20 protein-coding genes and 2 tRNA genes are annotated in these 23,893 nt (G+C 33.7%); 11 read left to right on the top strand and 11 right to left on the bottom strand.

All coding sequences use genetic code 11. The annotated features are described in order from the left end of the window. Positions 1–70 precede the first annotated feature (70 nt). Both ACNQF6_RS04220 and ACNQF6_RS04215 read right to left on the bottom strand, forming a co-directional pair. Positions 71–2,488, bottom strand: coding sequence for a DUF5916 domain-containing protein (locus ACNQF6_RS04220; RefSeq protein WP_417963543.1), 2,418 nt, complete (start codon positions 2,486–2,488; stop codon positions 71–73). A gap of 138 nt (positions 2,489–2,626) precedes the next feature. Then, a complete protein-coding gene (locus tag ACNQF6_RS04215; protein ID WP_417963541.1) occupies positions 2,627–5,020 on the bottom strand; it encodes a DUF5916 domain-containing protein in 2,394 nt (797 codons plus the stop codon). Between the two features lie 187 nt (positions 5,021–5,207). Between ACNQF6_RS04215 and ACNQF6_RS04210 the strand changes: the two genes are divergently transcribed. Further along, positions 5,208–5,930, top strand: a complete 723-nt coding sequence (locus tag ACNQF6_RS04210; RefSeq protein WP_417963539.1) for a murein L,D-transpeptidase catalytic domain family protein — start codon at positions 5,208–5,210, stop codon at positions 5,928–5,930. A gap of 459 nt (positions 5,931–6,389) precedes the next feature. Here ACNQF6_RS04210 and ACNQF6_RS04205 read toward each other — a convergent pair whose 3' ends face one another. After that, a complete protein-coding gene (locus ACNQF6_RS04205; RefSeq protein WP_417963537.1) occupies positions 6,390–6,824 on the bottom strand; it encodes a L,D-transpeptidase family protein in 435 nt (144 codons plus the stop codon). A 60-nt stretch (positions 6,825–6,884) separates the two neighbouring features. After that, positions 6,885–7,337: a L,D-transpeptidase scaffold domain-containing protein gene (locus ACNQF6_RS04200; RefSeq protein ID WP_417963809.1), complete on the bottom strand. Its 453-nt coding sequence runs from the start codon at positions 7,335–7,337 to the stop codon at positions 6,885–6,887. A 722-nt stretch (positions 7,338–8,059) separates the two neighbouring features. On the opposite strand from ACNQF6_RS04200, the gene ACNQF6_RS04195 reads away from it, so the two are divergent. Together ACNQF6_RS04195 and ACNQF6_RS04190 are read left to right on the top strand one after the other, a co-directional pair. Further along, positions 8,060–8,132: transfer RNA gene (locus ACNQF6_RS04195), tRNA-Gly, on the top strand. Between the two features lie 44 nt (positions 8,133–8,176). Further along, a tRNA-Gly gene (locus tag ACNQF6_RS04190) sits at positions 8,177–8,252 on the top strand. 149 nt (positions 8,253–8,401) lie between these two features. On the opposite strand, the gene pepE is transcribed toward ACNQF6_RS04190, so the two are convergent. After that, positions 8,402–9,109, bottom strand: coding sequence for a dipeptidase PepE (pepE, locus tag ACNQF6_RS04185; RefSeq protein ID WP_417963535.1), 708 nt, complete (start codon positions 9,107–9,109; stop codon positions 8,402–8,404). Between the two features lie 148 nt (positions 9,110–9,257). Between pepE and ACNQF6_RS04180 the strand changes: the two genes are divergently transcribed. From ACNQF6_RS04180 to ACNQF6_RS04150, 7 genes are all read left to right on the top strand, one after another. Next, the gene (locus ACNQF6_RS04180) at positions 9,258–10,013 is read left to right on the top strand and encodes a hypothetical protein (protein WP_417963533.1); all 756 of its coding nucleotides are present in this window, start codon (positions 9,258–9,260) and stop codon (positions 10,011–10,013) included. Continuing rightward, entirely contained in the window at positions 10,003–10,731 is a 729-nt protein-coding gene (locus ACNQF6_RS04175) for a hypothetical protein (protein WP_417963531.1), read from the top strand. Before ACNQF6_RS04180 ends, ACNQF6_RS04175 begins: the two co-directional genes overlap by 11 nt. A gap of 216 nt (positions 10,732–10,947) precedes the next feature. Next, positions 10,948–11,703, top strand: coding sequence for a hypothetical protein (locus ACNQF6_RS04170; protein ID WP_417963529.1), 756 nt, complete (start codon positions 10,948–10,950; stop codon positions 11,701–11,703). 79 nt (positions 11,704–11,782) lie between these two features. Beyond that, complete coding sequence (locus ACNQF6_RS04165) at positions 11,783–12,289, top strand: DUF6702 family protein (RefSeq protein ID WP_417963527.1); 507 nt, start codon at positions 11,783–11,785, stop codon at positions 12,287–12,289. Positions 12,290–12,348: 59 nt separating this feature from the next. Beyond that, the gene (locus ACNQF6_RS04160; protein ID WP_417963525.1) at positions 12,349–14,592 is read left to right on the top strand and encodes a M1 family metallopeptidase; all 2,244 of its coding nucleotides are present in this window, start codon (positions 12,349–12,351) and stop codon (positions 14,590–14,592) included. A 110-nt stretch (positions 14,593–14,702) separates the two neighbouring features. Then, complete coding sequence (locus ACNQF6_RS04155) at positions 14,703–15,104, top strand: Sec-independent protein translocase subunit TatA/TatB (protein WP_417963523.1); 402 nt, start codon at positions 14,703–14,705, stop codon at positions 15,102–15,104. Further along, positions 15,104–15,670 (top strand): phosphatase PAP2 family protein, encoded by a 567-nt coding sequence (locus tag ACNQF6_RS04150; protein ID WP_417963521.1) that lies wholly within the window; start codon positions 15,104–15,106, stop codon positions 15,668–15,670. Before ACNQF6_RS04155 ends, ACNQF6_RS04150 begins: the two co-directional genes overlap by 1 nt. A 131-nt stretch (positions 15,671–15,801) precedes the next feature. Here the strand turns inward: ACNQF6_RS04150 and ACNQF6_RS04145 are convergent, their stop codons facing one another. Genes ACNQF6_RS04145 through ACNQF6_RS04135 form a run of 3 tightly spaced genes read right to left on the bottom strand, consistent with a single transcriptional unit; the run spans position 15,802 to position 16,986 of the window. After that, complete coding sequence (locus ACNQF6_RS04145; RefSeq protein WP_417963519.1) at positions 15,802–16,443, bottom strand: O-methyltransferase; 642 nt, start codon at positions 16,441–16,443, stop codon at positions 15,802–15,804. Further along, positions 16,443–16,742: a type II toxin-antitoxin system RelE/ParE family toxin gene (locus tag ACNQF6_RS04140; protein ID WP_417963517.1), complete on the bottom strand. Its 300-nt coding sequence runs from the start codon at positions 16,740–16,742 to the stop codon at positions 16,443–16,445. Before ACNQF6_RS04140 ends, ACNQF6_RS04145 begins: the two co-directional genes overlap by 1 nt. Next, positions 16,735–16,986 carry a hypothetical protein gene (locus ACNQF6_RS04135; protein WP_417963515.1) on the bottom strand — a complete coding sequence of 84 codons (252 nt, stop codon included), beginning with the start codon at positions 16,984–16,986 and terminating at the stop codon, positions 16,735–16,737. Before ACNQF6_RS04135 ends, ACNQF6_RS04140 begins: the two co-directional genes overlap by 8 nt. Positions 16,987–17,185: 199 nt before the next feature. Between ACNQF6_RS04135 and rlmN the strand changes: the two genes are divergently transcribed. Further along, on the top strand, positions 17,186–18,229 hold the full coding sequence (gene rlmN, locus ACNQF6_RS04130) for a dual-specificity RNA methyltransferase RlmN (RefSeq protein ID WP_417963513.1): 1,044 nt from the start codon (positions 17,186–17,188) through the stop codon (positions 18,227–18,229). Positions 18,230–18,280: 51 nt separating this feature from the next. Here the strand turns inward: rlmN and ACNQF6_RS04125 are convergent, their stop codons facing one another. The 3 genes from ACNQF6_RS04125 to ACNQF6_RS04115 are packed head-to-tail and all read right to left on the bottom strand — an operon-like array spanning position 18,281 to position 23,884. After that, positions 18,281–19,363, bottom strand: coding sequence for an alkaline phosphatase family protein (locus ACNQF6_RS04125; protein ID WP_417963511.1), 1,083 nt, complete (start codon positions 19,361–19,363; stop codon positions 18,281–18,283). 11 nt (positions 19,364–19,374) lie between these two features. Then, complete coding sequence (locus tag ACNQF6_RS04120; protein WP_417963509.1) at positions 19,375–20,784, bottom strand: SusD/RagB family nutrient-binding outer membrane lipoprotein; 1,410 nt, start codon at positions 20,782–20,784, stop codon at positions 19,375–19,377. A gap of 10 nt (positions 20,785–20,794) precedes the next feature. Further along, positions 20,795–23,884 carry a SusC/RagA family TonB-linked outer membrane protein gene (locus tag ACNQF6_RS04115; protein ID WP_417963507.1) on the bottom strand — a complete coding sequence of 1,030 codons (3,090 nt, stop codon included), beginning with the start codon at positions 23,882–23,884 and terminating at the stop codon, positions 20,795–20,797. Between the last annotated feature and the right edge of the window lie 9 nt (positions 23,885–23,893).

Genomic DNA, 23,893 nt, shown 5'->3' with positions numbered 1-23,893 from the left:
TTCGGAGGCTAACAATAACAAATAATGATTATTTTGTTGTGGAAAGTTGTCTTTTTTAAAATTAATGCATTTAGAATTTATTCTTAACTTGATTGTAATCTATAAAATAACGCACACTTATTGAGAAAACATGGCTCAATGCATCGTTATTTAATAGATTAGTGACATTGTCTTTAAACTCTTTATTGATGTCTCTTTCAAATGCACCAGCATTATTACGATATAAAACAGAAACTTGACTTCCGGGAGCAAACCACCAAGAATAAGACAAATCAGCATTCCAAGAATAAAAACTCGAGTTTTTATTAGTTGTATATCCTGCAAAATCAGCAAGTCTTCCGTTTTGTTCTAATGATAAAGTATTTTTATTTTCGGCATATGACCAATATTGGCGCAACGAAATATTAAATGTCATTTGGCTGTTCAATGAATACTTTCCAGAAAGCGTATTTGAATAGGTAATTACATTTCTATTGGCAAAAACTATTGTGTTTGGCGTTGCCGAATTCATGTCGTCATTAATGCTGTCAATGTATCCTTTATTATTGTTTTGTCTGAAAAAATTGAAGTTGTAATTCAGCGATAATTTGTCATTAAAACGATATCTAGGACCAACAGAAAAGCCATAGGAATTTCTTCCTGCTTCATCAAAAAAAGCATAAGAAGGGTTTACATCAATGGCAAAACTATTATTATAATTGGTCGAAACATATAGATAACCTCCAATTTTCGTTGGTTTTATTACGTATCTGTCGGCTGTTCTTGGTTCATAATAATCATATGTTTCTACTGCATTGGCATCAATCCCAAGTCCAAAAAAGTGATTTTTTTTGTTTTTAGAATTTATCTCAAGATTGATATTACTGGATTGAATTTTACCCGTTTCTTTTTGAAATTGTGAGTAAAGATTAAGGTAGGCATTAAAGCTGTTAAACACCTTAGTTGGATTAAGGATTCTATAGCTCGTATTACCATATAAACTGTAATAATTAGTTTCAAAATTGATTCCCAAATCATTGTTGTCGAAATCTTTGGTGACAATGTTACCACCAAAACCATAGCGGTATTTTCCGCTGGTTTCAGAGAAATTTAATTGCGAATTAATTCCTTTTTTGTCTTGAACGTCGCTGATATAACTGTATTTAAAATCTCCCGAAAGGTTATACGTGTTTTTCTTAGTATTCAAATCCCAAACTAAAGCTGTAACGTTTCCATCCCTAAAACTTCCGTTCCGAGTTACATTAGTGTTTACAAACGCAACTGAGGAATTTTTGCGAAAGCGTTGATCCAATACCAAAACATTGTAGTTCGCAAGAGGTTCAACTACTTCTTTTCTTACTTCTTGTGTGTCATTATTTCGAATAGATGCTGAAGTTTTTTCGGTAACGGCATTCAAAATTCCTATTCCCAATCCATTTTTAGTTCTTCCGGAAACCTTTAATGCATTGATAAGATTAACACTTGCCGGGTTGTCAATAATTTCTTCATTGGTTTCAGCGGTCGGATAATTGATTGGGTTTCCTCCAATTCGTCTAGAATAAACCAAATTACCTTTACTAAACAAATCGGTTCCCTCTGTAAAGAAAGGTCTGTTCTCGTTAAATTGTTGTTCAAATGGTCCTAAATTCAGAATTTGATCATCGTATTTTGTTTGTCCAAAATCAGGAATAAGAATCATATCCAGCGTAAAAGCATCGTTTATTCCGTATTTCAAATCTAATCCGCCTTTGAGAGTTCCGTATGTTTTTTGTTGCGCATTTGCATTAACATAAAAAGAAGAATACGGCAAAAGGAAGAGTCGGGTGGGAGGTTTTATATTTTCAATTCCTTCTAAAACTCCTGTTTGTTGGGTGAAAGTTCCCAATTTTGAATCAATGAAATTCCAAGTGTATTTATGACGATCCCTTCTAATTTCCCTGAAAAAATTAAGGCCCCAGGTTTGTTTATTCTCGCCAGAAAAACGCAATGCAGCGTATGGAATTCTCATTTCTACAACCCAGCCTTTGTCCGTAATTACTGCTTTGCTTTTCCAAACGGCGTCCCAGGAATAATCCTCACCATTGGTATCGGTGGTAATGCAATCGGCTTGTCCATCTGCGGCATTTACAAAAAATTGAAAATCTTGTTGTCCATCATTAAACCCATTTACAAAAACACCAAAAAGGTCAGAAGTACCAAAATTATCTCTTTGGGTGATTTCTTTTAAAATTTTATCAGGATTTTCATCATACATAATGGCTCCAATATATATGGCGTCATTGTCGTATAAAATTTTTACTTCAGTTCTCTTGTTTTCTGGAATCGCTTTGCCATTGTCTGGGTCAAACATGATGAAATCATTGGCTATTGCAGCTGTTTGCCATGTATTCTCGTCTAATTTTCCATCGATTTCAATTTTTTCCGAAATGAATTTAGTTTGTAAGACTTTTTTTTGGCTGTAGCCAAAAACAGATAGGAATAGAAAACAAAGTAATAACTGATTTTTCATGAAACGCTTGATTGATTGGTGATTGATGCAAAATTTAGAAAAACCAAAAAAGCTTCAAAGGCAACAATCACCAATCCACTGAATAGTTTGTGTTAATAGACTCCCTTTTCAATCGAATGTTACAGTTTAATCGAAAAATTAAAATTTATTTTTCACGATGTTGTAATCAATGAAATAGCGAATGCTTACGGAAAGCACATTAGTCAAGTCGCTATTAAAAATGGTTTTTAGATTTTTAGATAAATCTTTCTCGACTACACTGGCTCTTTCTAATCCATAGTTACGGTACAAAATGGATATTTCACTTCCCGGAGCAAACCACCAAGAATACGATAAATCGAAGTTCCAAGAATTAAAATTCCTGTCTTTGTTTTTTGCGTACGTACTGTTTGGAGTTAAATACCCGCTGTTTTGTAAGGTGAAAAATTCATGATTTTTTGAGTATGACCAATAATAACGTGCCGTTAAGTTAATAGTCATTTTATTGTTCAATGAATATTTACCGGTAAGGTCGTTTTGAAGTATTTCTCGATTGCGTTCAGCAAAAATGATTCCGGTTTCATTAGAATCAACCCAGCCTCGATAATTAGTTTGTTTGATGTAATCCATTGCGAAAGCAAGTGAAAGTCTGTCATTAAATCGGTATTTTGGACCTAAATAAAGACCATAATTGCCTCGACCTTCCTCGTTGTATTTTGTGAATGAAGGTTGAATAATTATCGAAAAAGCATTATTTTCATTTGAGGCAAAATTCAAAACAGTAAAAATTTTCTCCGGAATGAAGACATATCTCCCATATTCCCTAGGTTCATAAAAATCGAAAGTTTTAAAAGGTGTGGCTTCTAAGACAAATTCAAAATAATCATTCTTTAATGTTGTTGCTTTAATTTCAGTTCCAAAAGCACCGGTTTGCAGTTTGCCAGTGGTGTTTTCGATTTCCAAATTAACAAATTGGTTCACTTTGAATGTATTGAAAGTTTTTGTTGGGTTAACAATTCTGTAACTAGCACTGGCATAAGCGTTATGGTAATTAGTGTAGAAAATTATTCCCAGATCATTTACATCATAGTTTTCTGATATATATTTTCCAGAAAATAAATATCGGTATTTTCCACTGGTTTTTCTAAAATTCAACTCTGCTTTATATCCATCGTAATCTTCTATGCTATTGATAGTACTGTATTTAAAATCTCCGAATAAGTTATACGTGTTTTTTTTTGTGTTTAAATCGAATAGTAATCCAGAAACATTCGCATCTCTAAAACTTCCATTTCTAGTGGTATTTGCATTAACAAATGTAACTGATGAGTTTTGGTTGAAACGTTGATCCAAAACTAGTATGTTGTAATTTGTTAATGGTTCAATGACCTCTTTTCTAACTTCGTCAGTGTCATTGTTTAAAATAATAGCTTTTGTCTTTTCAGTAACCGCATTCAGAAATCCAATACCCAACCCTTTTTCAGTGCGTCCAGATATTTTTATGGCATTCAGCAAGTTTACCGTACTTGGATAATTGGTTATTTCTTCATTTTCGGCAGTTGCGGGTTCAGTACTTGGAGCGCCGCCTATTCTTCGGGAATAGAATAGATTTCCTTTGCTGAACAAATCAGTTCCTTCGGTAAAAAAAGGTCTATTTTCTTCTAATTGTTGTTCGAAAGGCTCTAAATTTAAAATGGCATTGTCAAATTTTGTCTGTCCAAAATCAGGTACTAAAATAGCATCCAGTGTAAAGGAATCATTTATACCGTATTTTATGTCCAACCCCGCTTTTAAAGTCGTGTCAGAACCAATATCACTTTGTTGATAATAAGCGGATGAATAAGGAATAAGGAAAAGTCGGGTAGGTGTTTCTATGCTTTCAATTCCTTCAAGTGTTCCCGCTTGCGGAATAACAGCGCCAATTTTAGTATCAACCCTGTTCCAAGTATATTTTTGCACATCGCGCTTGATTTCACGCATGAAGTTTATTCCCCAAGTTTGTTTATCGGCTTTCGAAAATCGTAAAGCGGCATAAGGAATTTTCATCTCCACAACCCAACCCAATTCAGTGAGTGTCACTTCGCTGTCCCAGATGGCGTCCCAAGTGAAATCTTCGGAATCCTCAATTGCTAAACAATCCATTTGGACTCCCGCGGCACTTACAAAAAACCTGAAATCTTGTTGACCATCATTAAATCCATTAATAGAAACGGAAAAATGATCCGAAACTCCAAAAACATCTCTATTGGTGATTTCACGTTGAATTTTTCCAGGTTCGTTGTCATAAAGCATTGCCGATATGTAAATGGCATTGTTATCGTAGAGTATTTTTACTTCTGTTCTTTTATCGTTACTTATTGGTTTTCCGTTGTCTGGTTCGAACATTATAAAATCGGTAGCAACTGAGGCATTTTTCCAAATTTCTTCATTTATCTTTCCATCAATTGCTATATTTTCAGTGATAGATTTTGCATGAAGCGTTTTTTTTTGGCTGTAAGCAGTAAAACTAATGAATATTAAAAAAGAGATTACTATCGCATGTAACTTTGACATAAAAATAAGATTTTGGGTACACAAAAATAACAAAATTAGCATAGGAATTATGTTTTTATGCTTATAACTCAATATTTGATCGACTAACACGTTATAAATGGACTAAAATTTTGTTAAAAATGTTTCGTTTTTGATTTTTTAACGTACGTTTGCAACCCTGAATTAATTTATAACTTAAAGGCAATCAATGATTTATAATATATTTCCTACCATCTTGTTCATGTTGCTGTCTTTTTCCTCTGGCAGAACAAGCCATCAAGAGTTAAATAATTTTAAATCAGTAGCTTATGTCAAAACAGTAGATTCTAGTGTTGAGGCTAAAATTGAATTGGCATACAATAATTTGCACTCTGATAAATTTGCTTTGCCTAAGTTAGAAAGCTTTGCTGAAGCTTTAAAAGGATATTATTCTTTGAAAGAGCAAGGATTAATTAAGAAAGATATTCTAACCTTAATTGATTTTAGTTTGTCCTCGAATACCAAAAGACTTTGGGTAATTGATCTACTAACTGGAGATATTTTATTTCATTCTCTCGTGGCACATGGTAGAAATACAGGAAATGAATTTGCTTCTAATTTTTCAAATTCTGCTGAATCGTATAAAAGCAGTTTAGGTTTTTATGCGACGGGTGAAATTTATAATGGTAAACATGGGATGTCACTTAAACTTGATGGTTTAGAAAAAGGAGTTAATGACAATGCGAGAGTAAGAGGCGTAGTGATGCATGCAGCTGACTATGTTTCTAATTCATTTATCAAAAATAATCACAGGTTAGGCAGAAGCCAGGGTTGTCCTGCTGTGCCGGTAGAATTGTCTAAAGATATCATCAGTGCCATAAAAAACAAATCATGTTTTTTTATTTACCATCCGTCAAGGGCTTCTAAATTTGGAACAGAATCAATTTCTTAATTTAGTGTATAAATCATTATCTAGATTGTAAATATCGTCTCTAAAAATCAGTTCGTTGTTTTTGCTCCAAGCAGTCCAATATAATAATTGAAAGGAAACTTTTTTTTTAATTTTTACAAATTTTGCTTTTTGCTTTGTAGAATTTTTGTAATTTTCTATAGATTCCAATTGATGTCATCGTCCAATAAATATTCTGTTTATTCTAATGGATTGTCTACGCTGACACAACCCGGAACTCAACGAAAGATCTATTTTGTCGAAATAATTCATGTGATTAGTATCGTGTAAATAAACAGAGAAGCGGTTTGGAAAAATAATCTTAACTATTCCGAGCGAATTAAAAGTCCCTGGGTTTTGCAAATAACGATAACTGTTGGCTAGCAATAATTGCCATTCGTAAGGACTAACAATTCTTCCATTGTAATCCTTGATCTTAATATTTGATTCCGATAAATAACTTCAGTTTTTTAAAATGGCAGGAATAACATCTTCCCGCAAAATGGTGGGAGGAAGAGTCCAAGTTGGGTTAAAGACAACCTGAGTTAATTTAGACGATAAGATTAGTGTTTTTCTTTTTGCTCTTCCCACTTTTACTCTGTGCGTTCTCAAAGTATCTTTATCTTTTATTAGCGTCAATCTGTAGTCGGGAATATTAACGATTATATATTCTTTTCCCATTTTTTTAGAATACCATTTCCAGCGCTCAAGATTTACTACAATTTGTTGTATTCGTTGTTTTTTGGAAAAATTGAGTGAGAAAGTTATTGCAGATCCAATTATTCCATCGATAGCTAAGCCATGACGACTTTGAAATTTCTTTATTCCAAGTATGGTTTCTGGTTCATGGATAGTCGTTAAGCTGTCTTGCGGATTCAATTCTTTCCAGTAAGTCAATTTTTTTAATATCAATTATGAAGGATTGGTGTCGTTTGGAGCAATTATTTCTGTGATTTTTTACGCTTTGAAATCATCTTTAGGAAAGGTATTATTAATCAGTTTTAATGCTTTTTTTAATCTTTTATAAACAATATGATTGGGTTTTAATTGTTCTATTTTATCTGCTAAGGAATCGTTGTTCAGTAAATCCGTCAAGGTTTCGTTTAGGTCAATATAGTTTTCTTTTAAATTCCAGTTTTTATATAGTTTTCTGGGGTTTAATGTTCCGTTTGTTAAATGTGAAATGTATTTTTGAAAACTTTCGGTCAGTAAAATGTCGTATTTGGCTAAATCAAAATCGTTTAGTGTTGCTGATTTTTTTTCAAAATCACTTAATGTTTTTACTTTGTAGTCCTCTGGATTTAATCCCTCCTCTTCAGATTTAAGGAGTTTTGCTAAAATTATTTTTCTACTATCCACAGATTGCCAAACTGTTCTGTAGTTAGTCGCTTTATAAAAATTGAAAAGTATTTTGTTGTTAAAAGAAGTTAGTAGGATGGAGTCAATTCTAACGGATGTATCTTCACCTAAAACAGGAGGATTTGAAATGTTATTTTTCTAGATTACCTCACTTTTTAGTTTTTCCTTTTTGCAACTAATAGTTGCACAGATTAATAGTATTAGAATCAACGTTTTCATCATTCAATTTTTTAAATATGATAATGTGTTCTCCAACTCCTTTATATTTCAAAAGGCAATCCTTTATGACTTGATAATTTTTTTAATAGAATCTAATGGCTTCTTTCGTACTATTGAACCTAACTAAATTTGAATTTTGGTCCCTACAATATTTCTCCAAATCCCTTTTTTTGATACTGTTTTTCTGCAGTAAATAAATCGTTTTTTACTTCGAATAAAGAAATGACTCTTGCAGATTTTTGTGTCATACAAATCAAAATGAAGAGTAATCTCTAAAGGACCTCCATCAAAACGACAATTTTCTATCGTTTTTATCAACCCGAAGTATAGGATTTCGTGCGGAAAATGTATCCAAAGCAACTATTTGTTCAATGTTTTGCATTATTTTTTCAAAGTTTTTTTTATGTCTTATAAAGGTATAATATTTTCATATTAAATTCTTTATGATTTGAATCCTCTTTATTAAAAAAGGTTCAAGCGGTAAGATTCAGACTTTTTAAGAAAAAAACTTGCATTCAAGCAAACTTATTAATTATATTTGCACCGTTGTTAATGCGAAAGTAGCTCAGTTGGTAGAGCTCCAGCCTTCCAAGCTGGTTGTCGCGAGTTCGAGCCTCGTCTTTCGCTCTAAGTTTCAAATTTTTTTTGAAATTTTATTTTACTGTTATAATGCGAAAGTAGCTCAGTTGGTAGAGCTCCAGCCTTCCAAGCTGGTTGTCGCGAGTTCGAGCCTCGTCTTTCGCTCCAAAAACCTCAAACTTTTGTTTGAGGTTTTTTATTTTAAGGTTGTGCGAGAAGTTTATCCCGTGAACGAAGAGATACGGGAAGCCTAGTCTTTTGCTCTTTAAAGCCGAAACTTAATTGTTTCGGCTTTTTTTTTATCATTTATTTTGGGACTACTTTAAAAAATTTAAATCAGTTCCGCTTTCCAGTTCTTCGGGTACTTGATTTTGTCTAAACAGGCGTGCTGTCAAATCGCCTTTTAAAGTGATGTTGTCTCCTTTTACGTCTAGCCAGCTGCCTTCTCTTAATCCTAAAACAGGTACAGAATTATAAGCATGAAACTCTATTATTCTGGTTTCACGAGTTTCTCCCATGTGCTCGGAGTTGTTGTCAGGATCTAAATAATGTGGATTTAGATTGAAAGGAATTAATCCCAGAGTTTTAAAACTTGGCGGATAAACAATCGGCATATCATTTGTCGTTTGCATCGTTAATCCGCAAATGTTACTTCCTGCGCTTGTTCCTAAATAGGGAGTTCCATTTTTTACTACATCAGCCAGAACTTCCATACAATTGTTTTTGTATAATTGTGACACTAAAACAAATGTGCTTCCACCTCCAGTAAAAATTCCTTCTGCATTTTTTATTGCTTGTGGAGCATCTTCAAACTCATGAATTCCGATTACTTTTTTATTTATTTTGGCGAAAGCCAAGCTTACCATATCGGTATATTCCTCATGAGAAATGCCACTGGGTCTTGCGTAAGGAATAAAAAGAACAGTATTGCAGTTTTGAAAATGCAATTGCAATTCAGGTAATAAATAGTCCAGATAATTCTGGTTGGCAAGAGTAGAAGTACTTGCGATAAGTATATTTTTCATTTTTTAGTGAATAATTTGTGCTAAAGGTATTAAATCAGTCTTTTTGATTTCACATTTTTAATTAACATTTTTTTACCAACCCATTAGTAATTAATTTGGAACGCATTAAGATACTTTTACGAGGTGTGAATAACGGATTTAAAAAGGGATGATCAGAATTGTGTACTTATATTTGGCTTTTGTAGCAACTAATGTTGTAGCACAAGAAACATCGCGAATAAAATTGAAAGGAAAAGTGACTTCTGATGTTGCTGTTTTAGAAGGAATTTATGTGATAAACTTAAAAAGTGAGCAAGCATTAGTTACAGATAAAGAGGGGAATTTTTCTATTCTAGCTAAAGTTGGAGATACATTATTATTCACGGAAGGACAGTTTAAAGAAGTTAGAATTGGCTTAACCCAAAAGGATTTTGAACAAGAAATACTTACTGTAAAAATGATGCCCATTGTAAATCAATTACGCGAAGTTATTGTAAGAAGCGGTATCAATGCAGTATCAATGGGGATAATTCCAAAGGGACAAAAAATATACACTCCCGCAGAACGAAAATTATATACTGCCAGTAATCTTAATGCCACTGCTAATGCGGGTTCTATGATGGGCGGTTCAATCTCAGCTGATCCTTTATTAAATTGGTTTTCAGGGAGGACTAAAATGCTTAAAAAAGAAGTTGAAGTTGAAAAGAAAGAATCCTATATGAGGCAGTTAGAGAATATGTTTACGATTGATTATTTTGTAAAGACATTAAAAATCCCTTCTGAATATGTTAAAGGATTTGAATATTATATTGTTGAGAACGAAAGATTCGTGACTATTTTAAAATCAAAAAATGTGACAATGACTACTTTCTTAATTGGAGAATTAGCAACTAAATATAAAGAAATAATAGCCAGTGAAAATTAAAAATACGCTACAGTTTATTGTTTTTTTGTTCGTGCAAGTTGTTTTTGCTCAAACGGGCAACGTAAAAGAGCTTCGAGGAAAAATTATCGCCGATTCTGTTGCTGTTGATCGCATTACGATTGAAAATATAACAACGGATAAAACTGCTTTTTCGGATGCGAACGGTTTCTTTACTATAGCAGTAAAAGAAAACGATGTTTTGGTGTTTACAGCCGTTAATTTAGAAGGTCTCCGGATGAAAATTGACAAACAGGATATGCTGCAGGAAGTTATTACGGTAAAGATGATTCCTAAAAGTATTATCTTGAAAGAAGTAATAGTGAATGAATCTACCATCACTGCAGAAAGTTTAGGGATTATCCCTTACGGGCAAAAAAAATATACACCAGCCGAAAGGAAATTATACACGGCAACTTCTGGTAACGGTATCGATGGATTGCTGAATGCAATTTCAGGACGAAAAGCTATGCTGAAAAAGGAAATTGTAATTGAGAAAAAAGAACAATTATTAGCTAGAATCGAAGTTCTTTTTGAAGATAAATATTATATCGAAAACTTAAAAATCCCCACAGATTATATTAGAGGTTTTCAGTATTATTGTATTGATGATACTGCTTTTGCAAATGCATTGCGATCTAAAAACAAGACAATGGTCATGTTTTTAATTGTAAGGCTCGCCGAAAATTACAATGAAATTATTGCAGGTGAAAATAAATAAAATTCTACTGGTAGTTTTATTTTTAATGTGCCAAATTTCTTTTGGGAAACTGCTGCTGAAAAGCTCCTTCATGGCAAAATTAGAGTCGATTCGGCTTATATAAGTGGAATAAATGTCTTAAATTTAATAGGTAAAAAACAGGAGTCGCAATCAGGGACTAAACGTTTTTTTTATTTTGGCAAAAGCCAAATATTAAGTTTTATAAAATAATCCAAGATGAAAACTAAAACAGGAATCTTTTGTTTGCTTTTCTTTTGCCAACTTTCTTTTGGTCAAAATGAAAACAGAAAGTCATTGCACGGTCAATTTGTAAATGAATCCACTTTGGTAGACAACGGGTATGTTTTTAATTTAAATTCAAAAACGAGAACCTTTATAAGCGACCAAGGCTTTTTTGATATTTTGGCGAAAGCCAAAGACACTTTGTTAGTTTCAAGTGCATCTTTCAAATCTAAAAAAATTGTGATTCAGTACAACGATTTTTCAAAACCGCTGTTTGTAGTCAATTTAGAAACGCAAACTACGCTTTTGAAGGAAGTTATTGTGAAGCGTAAAGCGGAAATAAAACCAATAACGGGAAATTCTCAGGGAATTGTAGATCTGCAATTTTTTGATGATGCAAAATCTTCACCTGTGAATAGAACGATGCCTTCGGATGGAAGTATAGAAAACGGAATGAATTTTGTTAGAATATTTAAAATGATTTCTAAAGTATTCAAGAATGATTCGGCACGGAAAGTCGATTTAAATTCTAATTTAGATTTCTCGGATGTGGTTTCAAAAGGAATTGACAAGTATTTCTTCATCAATACATTGAAGTTGAAAAAAGAGGAAGTTCAACTTTTTCTGGATTATTGCGAGAATGATCCAAAATCAAAAAGCCTTTTGAAACAAGAAGACGAATTTTTACTAATTGATTTTTTAATCACCAAGAACGAAGAGTTTAAAAGAATTACTACTTTTGAAAAATGAAATCGCCATGATTCCAAAATAGAAATAAGATTCAAGAATTGCGATACCATATTCCGATAAAAACAAATAGAATCTTCGTATGAAAAAAACAATCTTAATTACTTTTTTTGGCCTATTATTTTTAACGTTGACTTCTTTTAGTGTACATAAATTTTATGTAGCATTATACCAAGTAAATTACGCTCCCCAAAAGAAAATGCTTCAAATCACCGCTCGTATTTTTGTTGATGATTTGAATAGCGCCGTTGGGAAAAAGTATACTAAAAAAATCAATTTGGGCTCCGAAAAAGAAACAGATGAAGATTTGATTTTGTTGAAAAAGTATTTAGGCGAAAAATTCTACATAAAAATAAATGGGCAATCGAAACCCATGAATCTTTTAAGAAAAGAAATGGAAGGAGATGTACTTATTTGTTATTTAAGTATTAAAGAAGTCGCTAAAATTAATTCACTCGAAATTTATAACACAGTTATCATAGTAGGGAATTCAGAGCAACAGAATATTATGCATTTTAATGTGGCTGGAGTAAAAAATACATTGTTATTTACAGAGTCCACATCCAAGGGAATGTTAAAATATGAATAAATTTAGAGAAATTTGTTTTAAATTATTATTTTCACGAACTGATAATCAGATTTCCACCTATGAAAAAATTCACTTTATTATTCCTTCTTCCTGCAATTTTATTTGCTCAAGAAAAAACGGCACCTGTTGCACCAAAACAACCAGGAAAATACGATACCAATAAGTTTAGCCAAATGTATGATTTGTTAGCAACGCCTAATATGTTTCGTACGGCTTCAGGAGCTCCGGGTCCGGCTTATTATCAGCAACAGGCTGACTACAAGATAAATGTAGAGCTGGATGACAAAAAATCTAAATTAACTGGTTCTGAAACGGTTACTTATTATAACAATTCTCCGGATACTTTAGAGTATTTATGGGTTCAGTTAGACCAAAACCAAGCTGCGAAAACTTCGCAGACTCCATTGGCGGAAAGCCAAAGAATGGAACAGGTTTTTCCAGCTGGAAACTTCGCAAATAAGTTTTTAAAACAAGAGCAAGAGCGTGGTTTTAACATTGAGTTCGTGAAAGATGTAAAAGGAAATGCTTTATCGTATTCGATCAATCAAACCATGATGCGTATTAATTTAGCAACGCCAATGAAACCTGGTGAAAAATTTACTTTTTCTATCAATTGGTGGTATAATATTAATAATTACAGACAAGACGGTGGTCGTTCTGGATATGAATTATTCGAAAAAGAAGGAAACAAATTATATGTAATTGCTCAATTCTATCCTAGAATGGCAGTCTATAATGATGTTGAAGGATGGCAGAATATGCAATTTTGGGGAACGGGAGAATTTACGTTGCCTTTTGGAAATTTTGATGTAAACATCACCGTGCCTGCAGATCACGTTATGGAAGCTACAGGGGAATTGATGAACAGAAGCGAAGTCTTTACTGCAGCGCAAGTGCAACGATACGAACTGGCTCAAAAATCATTTGATAAACCAGTTGTAATTGTTACTCAGGCGGAAGCAGAAGCAAGTGAAAAAGGTTTTTCTGAAAAGAAAAAAACATGGAAATTTAGTGCTAAAAACGTAAGGGATTTTGGTATTGCTACTTCTAGAAAATTTATTCTGGATGCGATGGCAGTTCAATTGACAAACAAAACAGTTATGGCAATTTCAGTTTATCCTAAAGAAAGTAATCCGCTTTGGGGAGAAACGTCTACTAGAACTGTTGCTCATACTTTAAAAAGTTATTCAGCACACACATTTGACTATCCTTATCCAAAAGCAGTATCAGTTTCAGCAGAAGATCAAGGTATGGAATACCCAATGATTTGTTGGAATTATGGTCGTCCTGATGAAAAAGGAGTGACAAGTGAACGTATTAAAAACGGAATGATTGGTGTAGTAATACATGAAGTAGGACACAATTTCTTTCCTATGATTGTAAATTCTGACGAGCGTCAGTGGTCTTGGATGGATGAAGGTCTTAATACCTTTATGCAATACATGGCTGAACAAGAAATGGGAACAAATTTCCCTTCAAGTCGTGGACCGGCAAGTAAAATTGTTCCTTACATGAGTGGAGATCAAAAATTCTTGGAGCCTATTATGTCAAACTCTGAAACGATAGTTCAATTTGGTGCTAATGCTTATGGTAAGCCGGCAACAGGTTTAAATATTCTTCGAGAAACGATTATGGGAAGAGAATTGTTTGACCATGCTTTCAAAGTATATGCAAACAGATGGAAATTTAAGCATCCTACACCGGAAGACTTTTTTAGAACTATGGAAGATGCATCAGCAGTAGATTTAGATTGGTTTTTCAGAGGATGGTTTTATTCTACTGATTTTGTAGATATTGGTGTGAAAGAAGTAAAGCAATATTATGTATCTGAGACTGCAACAAAAGAATTGAAAGATGCAGTAGTAAGAAGAGGACGTTTTGGTCAAGAAAAAGGACCTTTCGTTTATTTAGTTCCTGGAACAAGTGAAGAATTATCTGCTAAAGATAAGAAAGCATTAGCAATTGCAGATGTAAATTTACTATCTGAGTATGTAAACCAAAACTTCTCTGCGGATGAGAAATCAAAATTAAAATCTCCTAAGTTTTTCTACGAAGTAGAGTTTAACAAGCCAGGAGGAATGTTAATGCCAATTATTGTTGAATTGACTTACGAAGATGATACAAAAGAGACATTCAAATATCCAGCTCAAATTTGGAGAAAAAACAACGATACCGCTAAGAAAGTGTATGCAACTGAAAAAGCAATTAAAAAGATTCAGATAGATCCAAAATTAGAAACAGCTGATATTGATGTAACCAATAACGCTTGGCCTAAAGAAGAAGTGAAGTCTAAATTTGATTAAATAAAGACCTAAAATTAAAAAAGACTCTGAAAAGAGTCTTTTTTTTATGAAAAAATTAAAAGTCAAAGATTCAAAATTAGGTATATTTGTAGCAATAAAAAATAAAAAATATGTTTGGCATAGGAGGAGGCGAATTAATTTTTATCATGTTTATAGTACTCATGCTTTTTGGGTCAGATAAAGTACCAGAAATAGCCCGCACCATGGGTAAAGCAATGGCGCAATTAAAACATGCTACAAACGACATAAAAAGTGAAATTCAAAAAGGAGCAGAGGCTAATGGATTTGATACACAAACATTAACCGATTTAAGAGGAAACATTACATCGCATATCAATAAAGCTAAGGATGATTTATTGGGAGATACCTCTCAAATTACTGATATTACTGGGAATATCACCTCAGAGATCAACAAAGCTAAAGACAATTTACTGGGCGATACAGCCACTCAAATCGAAACCACTAAAGAAATTATAGAAGATGTTGCTGGACCTATAAAACGTCAAATGTAATGTTAGAAAAAGTACTTTCTCTAGATACAAAATTATTTGTTTTTTTGAATGGATTAGGGTCGGAAACATATGACGGACTTTGGTTATTTATTACCAAACAAAGCAACTGGATTCCTCTCTTTTTACTCCTTTTGTATGTTCTTTATAAAAAACTTGGCGCTAAGCAAACCTTATATTTATTGCTTTTTGTAGCGGCTTTAGTCACATTTACTGACCAAACAACCAACTTATTTAAGAACGGATTTCAACGATTGCGACCATGTAATAATCCTGAAATTAATTCCTTTATACGCATCGTTCAAGTCAGAAACTCATTTAGTTTTTTCTCCGGTCACGCTGCAAATTCAATGGCAGTTGCGACATTTTTGTTTTTTAATTTTAAAGACAAAATCAAATTTTTCGGTTTCTTGTTCTTGTGGCCACTCATCTTTGCATACAGTAGAATCTATCTGGGATTACACTACCCGTTAGATATTTTATCAGGCTATTTGTTCGGATTTACTTTCGGATTTTTGATCTTCAAAGGATATAAAATGGCACAACAAAAATATTTTCCACAAAAATAATTTTAGAATTACTCAGGAGCTTTTTCCTGCTTTACGCTGTATCTTTCTAGTCTCGTTCTAAAAACGAGACTAGAAAGGATGCCGCTTCTATCAGGGCTAGGGCATTTGTTTTCAATAGAAATATCCTAGAACTAAAGAACTCTGCTTACTGTCAAACCATCACGAATAGGCAACAAAACCGTCTCTACTCTTGAATCAGTTGCTAATAATCGATTGTATTCCAGCAGTACTTTTGTACTCAAATCATTCGGTTGTAACGGCTCCAAAACTTTACCGCTCCACAGCACATTATCTGATAAAATAATCCCGCCTTTATTCATTTTTGGAACAATCAATTCAAAATAGTTGAGGTAATTTTCTTTATCAGCATCTATAAAAACCAAATCAAATTTTATGTCCAATGTTGGAATGATGTCAACTGCTTCACCTAAATGCTGGGAAATTTGCTTTCCCCAAGGTGATTTGTCAAAATGTTTTCTTTGAAAATCAACTAATTCTTCCTTGATATCAATCGTGTGCAATTGTCCGGTTTCTTGCATGCCCTCGCACAAACACAATGCTGAATAGCCGGTATAGGTACCAATTTCAAGAATATTCACAGGCCGAATCAATTTTGACAACATACTCAAAACCCGACCTTGAAAATGCCCGCTTAACATTCGTGGCAGCAGAATTTTTTGGTAGGTTTCCTTATTCAGAGCCGCCAGTAAAGCAGGCTCTTTTTGAGAATGTTGCTCGATATAATCTTCTAAATCTTGGGAAATGAAATGCATTATCTTAAACTTTTTATTGGGTCTTGAAAAGTGTTGAATATTCTAACAACGTAAATTGTGTTGTGATGGAATTGGTAAAGTATTTTGTAGTTTCGTGTAATTATTCTTCTGCAATCAATTCGGTATTCGTCAATTTGGAATTGATCAGGAAAAGTTATTGAATTTACACTTTCGAAAATTTCGTCGGTAACTTTGGAGGCAACTGCGAGAGAAAAATTTTGTTCTAATGAAAGATAAATGTCTTTTAAATCAAGTTCTGCATTTGTAGTCCAGAAAATTGGATAATCAGGATTACTCATTTTTCCATGTTTTCATTTCTTCAATGAGATTTTCTTGAGAAATTACTCTATTGTATTTGATATCTTCTAATCCTTCTTCAACCTTATTATGATATTCTGAGAGTGTTAAGGCATTTCCTGTTGCATCATAAGAAACAATTTCATTCAAATAATTATCAAATACAGAGGATACAATACGAAGTACTCGTTCATCTGCTAAATCTAATTGAAGTTGGATTTTATGTTTTAATTCTGGAAGTCCCATTTTTATTAATTTATATACAAATTTACAAAAATTTATAATAGGTTTCTTTATTGTATTTGGTCTGCTGTTTCGTTTTTTTTCTAAATTTAATCTTCTAACCTTGGGAAATGAAATGCATTTTTTGAATTTTTTTCAATTGGAAGCAAAGTTATCAAATTATCAAATCAACAAATCAACAAATTGTCATTAAATTTGCACCATGGAAATCGAGAAAAAAGACATACGATCCTTATCAAAAGAACAATTGCGAGATTTTTTCGTAGCTAATAACGACAAAGCCTTTCGTGGCAATCAAGTTTACGAATGGTTGTGGAACAAAGGTGCGCATAGTTTTGAGGATATGACTAATGTTTCTAAAGGAACACGTACGATGCTGGAAACGCATTTCGTAATCAATCACATCAAAGTGGATACGATGCAGCGCAGTGAAGATGGAACCGTGAAAAATGCTGTTCGTTTGCACGATGGTTTGGTGGTGGAATCGGTTTTGATACCTACAAATACAAGAACCACAGCTTGTGTTTCCAGTCAAGTGGGTTGTAGTTTGGATTGTAATTTTTGCGCCACAGCGCGCTTAAAAAGAATGCGAAATCTGGAACCGGCAGAAATCTATGATCAAGTAATTGCCATTGATAAAGAAAGTCTTTTGTATTACAATCACCCGTTGTCGAATATTGTTTTCATGGGAATGGGAGAGCCGCTTATGAATTACAACAATGTGTTGAAAGCAATCGAAATGATTACGTCTCCGGAAGGTTTAGGAATGTCGCCTAAACGTATTATGGTTTCGACTTCGGGAGTTCCTAAAATGATTAAGAAATTAGCTGATGATGATGTGAAATTCAAACTTGCCGTTTCGCTACACTCAGCAATCGATGAAATTCGTTCTAGAATTATGCCGTTTAGTGCTAATTTTCCTTTGGCTGATTTACGAGAATCATTAGAATATTGGTACCGAAAAACCAAAAGTAAAATCTCCTACGAATATGTTGTTTGGAAAGATATTAATGATAATAAAGCTTCTATAGATGCTTTGGTGAAGTTTTGTAAATATGTTCCTTGTAAAGTGAATCTTATCGAATACAACCCAATCGATGATGGGGAATTTCAGCAAGCTTCTGAAGAATCGATAAATGCATACATAAAAGCACTAGAAGCTAGCGGAATTGTCGTAAAAGTGCGAAGAAGTAGAGGTAAAGATATTGATGCTGCGTGCGGACAATTGGCCAATAAAGAAGCATAAAAAAAGCTGTCCGAAAGTACTTTTGGACAGCTTTTTTTTTGAGCAATTAATTTATTTTATTACTGAAGAGATTTCTTTCGCAATAGGATGATTGGCTTCAAATGTATATCCCATAATCTTAGCCATGGTTTGTGCAAATTGATCTTGATACAATTGATTTTTCTCTTTCATTTCCCCTTTTGCTTCAATTTTTGGTCCCATAGTGGCAAACCATATTTCTGATGCGTCTTTTATTTGTGGTCCATGACTCGTCCATTCAGCTTTTATAAGATCGCCTCTACCGTGATCTGTTGTAAATACTAAAGCCGTTTTGTCTTTGTATTGAGGATCGTTTTGTACAAAGTCCCAAATCTCTTTGATCCAAGCATCCACTTGGTGTGCTGCATCTAAATAGGAACGATAAAAGCCTGCATGAGCCCATTCATCCGTTTCGCCATAAGAAATGTATAATACTTTTGGTTTGTTCGTTTTCAATTCTTCAAGAGCGCCATAATGTGTAAATACATCTAGACATTCCTCCTCGTGAAAAGGTTTAAATGAATCTGCTAGCATAGCATTAATTAATTTTTGTCTCTCTGTTGGTGATTTTCCTCCTACCTTATCAAAAGCAGATACCACTGGAAAACCAGCTCTTTTTTCGTTCAAGATAGTATCAAAAGCATCCCAAGCTCCAAAAGCAGCAACTTTGCCTTTTATTTTAGCTTGTTTGTTTAAGAATTCTAAAACAGTAATATTTGGATTTGCCGGATACTTATTTGAATTGATTAAAGTATCAGCGTAGCCTGTCATGATTTCGTTATACCCAGGATAACTAAACCAGTATGGATTGGCATTATTTACTTTGTTACCAAGGCTTCTGTTACCATAAATTTGTCCTTTTTTAGCCAGAACAGACCACATAAAAGGCATTAATTTTTCTCTTCGCTCGTTTGCATTTTCAGTCCAATATTTTTTATAAATATAAGCACTGTCGTTCTGATTGAATTTTTTATCTCTCGCTAAAGCTTCATCCATTCCCTTGAAAGCCTCTTGCCATCTAAATCCATCAGTGGTGATGATAATGATGTTCTCTGTTTTTTGGGCTTGGGAACTAACGGCAACAAAAAGTATCAGAATTAAAAATATTTTTTTCATGTTCACTTTTATTAAAAATTATCCCACCATACTTTTGCGTTAATATTGTCGCTTCCTCCTATTTTTTGTATCGCCTCGCTGTTATTTTCTCTGTTTACAGATTGCTCTAAACTTGGATACAGAATTCTTCTAGGTACTTTACCGTTGTTCTTAGCTCCCGGACCTGCTTGTATAAAACTTGGTTTTCCAGTTCTTTTCCAGTCCAACCAAGATTCTATTCCAGTGTGGTATAAAGCTAGCCATTTTTGGGTATATAGTACTTCATTTGTACCGTTATATGGTGCAGTGACTGTCAAGTAATTATTTGGCATAGTTACATTCCATTGTGCGAAAGAAGCTGTTACTGCGGTATCGTAATACATTTTGGCTGATCCAGTTGTAATAAGATTGCGTTGGCTTGCTTCGGCCAGCAAGAAATTCAATTCACTATAGGTCATAAATATGGAAGATATTTTCGTTTTGGTATAAAAATAGTCTTCAGCTCTTCTAGAATATTTTGTTGGTTCTCCAATCTGATCTAACGGTAATCCGGGTCTTAATCCTAAATGATTCGTTGTTCCTGCAATAGGATCGATCCATTCATCAAGTCTGGGGTCATTATTTGCAATTAATGTATTCACTAAATTTGTGGAAGGAATTACAATATTGTAACCGTACAATCTGTTCACTCCATCACTCATAGGTGAAATATTAGGATAGCTTCCTGAGTACACATAGGTTGCATTGTCAGCATTCGATTGGAATAATGGATATACTGTTGGTTTTGTAACAATCTCATTTAATTTAGCGCTAACATTGACCTTATTTGAAATACGCATCAAGAGACGAACATGTAGTGTATTACAGAATTTTTTCCATTTCAACATGTCACCTTTATACAATAAGTCACCTTCTACTTTTGAATTTACATTTATCAAAGCGTTTGCATTGTCTAAATTTAATAGCAGTTGTGTATATATAGCTTCTTGAGAATCATACTTAGGTTTTAGTATTCCTGTTTCTCCTTTTGAAGCTTCAGAATAGGGAGCATAACCATAGGTATCCGTAATTAAACTCATGGTGTAGGTTTCAAGAACAAGACTAATCGCCTCGTAATTTTTGTCATTTAATGCTATCGCTTGTTTTTTAATATCGTAGATATCGTTAAGCCATTTATATAGTCCCCAAAAACGGTTGTCAGCACCCCAGTCATAAATGTCTAATTGATTGTACTCGTAGAAACCACCATATTGAGCTGTGATGTCTCCAAAATCATAGGAGTTGGTCACGTTACTATTGGCCAAGTTGAAAATAACGTTGGGAAGCATCTGCTTGGGTTGTGAAGCAGTTGGTTGATTTTTATTGGTGTTGATTTCTTCAAACCCATCGGTGCAAGAAATACTAAGAGTTAATAGTACTATAAAGGCTATGATTTTTTTCATGATAATTTTTTTAGAATGAAGCATTTAATTTGATTCCATAGTTTCTGGATGATGGCAGTTGCAATACTTCGAATCCAGGTAATAATGTACCGCCACTTATTGCTTGAGTTTCTGGGTCAATGTTTGGAACTTTTGTCCAAAGTGCTAGATTATTTCCAACTAATCCAATACTTAAGTTTTGCATTTTTACGGCTTTGGTCCATTTGTCAGATAGTTTGTAATTCAAACTTACCTCTCTCAGTTTTACGTAAGAAGCGTCAAATGAATTGGCCTCAATATTATCTCTACGATAAGCATTGTAGTAATACCAGTTTTCTGCACTCACAGAAGTTGTGTTTGGTCTGTATGATCCATCTGTATTTTGAACAACACCGCTGCCTACAATTCCTGTTTCTCTACCAGGTAATGAGACGGCAAGTATGCCACTTTCCATACCAATTGAATTAGTCATTGAGTATATCTTACCTCCGTGACGAACATCAAATAATGCATTTAGATTGAAGTTTTTATATTTAAGATTAGTGCTTAGACCTAACATCCAATCTGGATTATAGTTTCCTATTTTTTTGATTTTCGTATCTAAAATTGGTGAACCATTAGTGTCGAATACAATTTGATTGTCAGGACTTCTTAAATAACCGCGTCCGTACATATCTCCCATTCGTTCGCCAACTCGTGCTTCAATTGTACCACCATTAGGACCTTGAGCAATAATGTAATTGTCAATTCCCGGAGTCAATTCTTTTACAGTGCCACGGTTTTGAGTGAAATTAGCGTTAAGTGACCATTCAAAATTATCGGTTCTAACAGGCGTAATTCCTAATCCTATTTCGATTCCTTTATTTTGTATTTTACCTGCGTTGATTACGTTCGAATTAAATCCAGAGGCTTGTGACACATCTAAACCTACGATTTGATTTTTAGAATCGGTGATGTAATAACTAGCATCTAGCGTAATTCTTTTTTTGAAAAACTGCGCTTCGACACCTACTTCATAAGATGTTGCAATTTCAGGTTTCAAATTACTGTTTAAAATAGTGTTGGGATTAGTTAATGTTCCCGCTATAGTACCATTGTTGTATGTTTTTACTAATTTATAAGGATCAGTGTCGTTTCCTACAGAAGCTGCGTTTACTCTCAGCTTTAAGAAATCAATATTTTCATTCATTTCAAACAATGAAGTTGGAATAAAGCTAAATGAAGCAGAAGGATAGAAGTAAGAATTGTTGTCTGCCGGAAGAGTAGAAGACCAGTCATTTCTTGCCGTTATATCTAAGTATAGAAAATCTTTGTATCCAATATTTGCAAAACTATACATGCTGTTAATACGTTTTTTGTAAATATTCCTAGATGAAATCGGCGTAACATTAATATTTTGTAAATTGTATATTCCCGGGATACTGATTCCTTGTCCTTCAATTTTGCTTTCAGATGTGTATTGATTCATGCTGTTAGCTCCGTAGGATATTTTAACCGAAAAATCTCCAAAATTATGATCGTAACTCAATAACATATCAGCATTGTATTCTGTAAAACCAATCGTTTGTTCTCGGTACATTCCTGCAGCATATCTAGAAGATCCAATAGGTCGTCTTGACCATCTAAAATCATTAGAATTGTCCATTCCTATTCTAGCCATGAACGAAAAGTTTTCATCGATTTCATAAGTAGAAGAAATGTTCCCAAAAAGACGCCCTTTTTTGAATGCATTAATGTTTTCATTAGCAATTTTAAATGGATTGTCTCCCCAACCAAACATGCTGTTTTGTCTCACATCTTTAACAATCCAGTAATCTTTAAGCCAATCTAAGTCCACATTGGTATGATTCCAAAGTAAATTGTACATAATTCCTTGACTTCCGTAACCTGTTACTGGAGTATTATCACTAGCACTTTTTGTATAAGTAGCTACTGTGGCAATTTTCCATTTGTCTGAAATAGTGTAATTAAGGTTGAGACTTATGCTTTCTCTTTTTAAATTAGAATTAGGTACTATATCTTCGTTAGTAGTTTTTCCATAGCTTAATCTGAAATTTGTTTTTTCATCTGAACCAGAGATCGATACTGAGTTTGAAATCGAATTTCCTTTTCTAAAAAAGTCATTTAAGTTGTATCTGAATTCAAATGGTAAAACTTGTCCTTGTCCTATTGCATATCCCGGACTTCCATTTTGTAATAAAGAGACACCTGAGTCAAAACGGGGACCTAAGTTTGTATCTGCACCAGGATCGTATACTTGTTTTGATCCCGCACCATAAATACCTTGTATTTCAGGCAATCGCAATGCTTCGCTAGTCATGAAAGAAGAAGCGAATGAAACGCCAAGTCCTTTGCCTTTTTTACCTGATTTAGTTGTAATAACAATAACACCATTTGCCGCTCTAGAACCATAAAGTGCTGATGCTGCTGCTCCTTTTAATACGTTTACAGTTTCAATGTTTTCTTGATTAATTTCTGAAGCTCCATTGCCATAATCAGTTGGTAAGTCAGTCTGAGTAGTGGGACCGCCTCCTACACCATATACATTATTATTGATTGGAATACCGTCAACTATAAACAAAGGACCGTTATTGTTGATGTTCAAAGATTTATCACCACGGATAGTAATTCTTGAAGAGCTAGTGATTCCGTTTCCTGAGCCTGTAATTTGAACTCCTGATATTTTACCTGTTAAGTTTGATACAAAATTTGCCGAGTTTACTTTATTGATATCCTCTGATTTTAACTCTTGAGATGCATACCCTAGTGCTCGTTTGTCTCTTTTAATTCCTAAAGCAGTTACAACGACTTCGCCTAGTGATATAGAATCATCTTGCAATGAAACATTTAAATTTTCTTGGTTGGTCACTAAAAGTTCTTTGGTAATGAAGCCCATAAAGGTGAAAATCAATATTTTTCCCTTTTCGGTTTTAATAGTGTAGTTTCCATTTTCATCTGCAGCGGCTGCAGTTTTAGTTCCTTTAACTGAGACAGTTGCTCCAGTTAGCGGGAATCCGGATGAATCGGTTACTTTTCCTGAAATTGTAGTGGTTTGCGCAGTAGTAATATGTGCGCAAAATAGAAGTAAAAGAAAGAGTAGATTTTTTCTTAAAATTTTCATTTGTTTGTT

This window comes from Flavobacterium pasteuri (assembly GCF_048286615.1).
Classification (GTDB): domain Bacteria; phylum Bacteroidota; class Bacteroidia; order Flavobacteriales; family Flavobacteriaceae; genus Flavobacterium.
The sequence above is the reverse complement of the archived record's forward strand: the minus strand, read 5'-3'. Positions and strand labels throughout refer to the sequence as shown.